The organism is Bacillus sp. 05T31 (assembly GCF_056396725.1).
In genome coordinates, this window is the sequence record NZ_JBFTMA010001476.1 from 1 (window position 1) to 381 (window position 381).

Sequence of the window (381 nt, forward strand, 5' to 3'; positions counted from 1 at the left end):
ATCAGGAACAGAAAGTAACGGTAAAACAACAAAAGAAAAAGAAACGACAGGAAAAACGAATGATCAAACTACTAGCGGGAAAACAACAGATCAAAGCACAAGTACAAACAATAACGGAAAGACAACGAAAGATCCGAAGAAAAACGTCGCTGTGAAAGCAAATGTAAAAGAAGTCGTTACATTAATTGAAAGCCTAGATAAGCAATTAGCTGCAAATCCTAAATTAGAAACAGTAAATAAACTTGGAAAACAAATTAATGAGAAGTGGGATGTAATTGAAAAAGATATAGAAGCATCACATCCAACTGAATACAAAACAATTGAACAAAGTTTGTATCCATTAATTATAAGAGCGGAGAAAGAAAATATCGATATTAATAA

General features: G+C 31.8%; 1 pseudogene. It reads left to right on the forward strand.

Annotated features, from left to right (window positions below):
- Positions 1–381: pseudogene (locus AC1DJR_RS33915) on the forward strand (hypothetical protein); the annotation flags it as partial.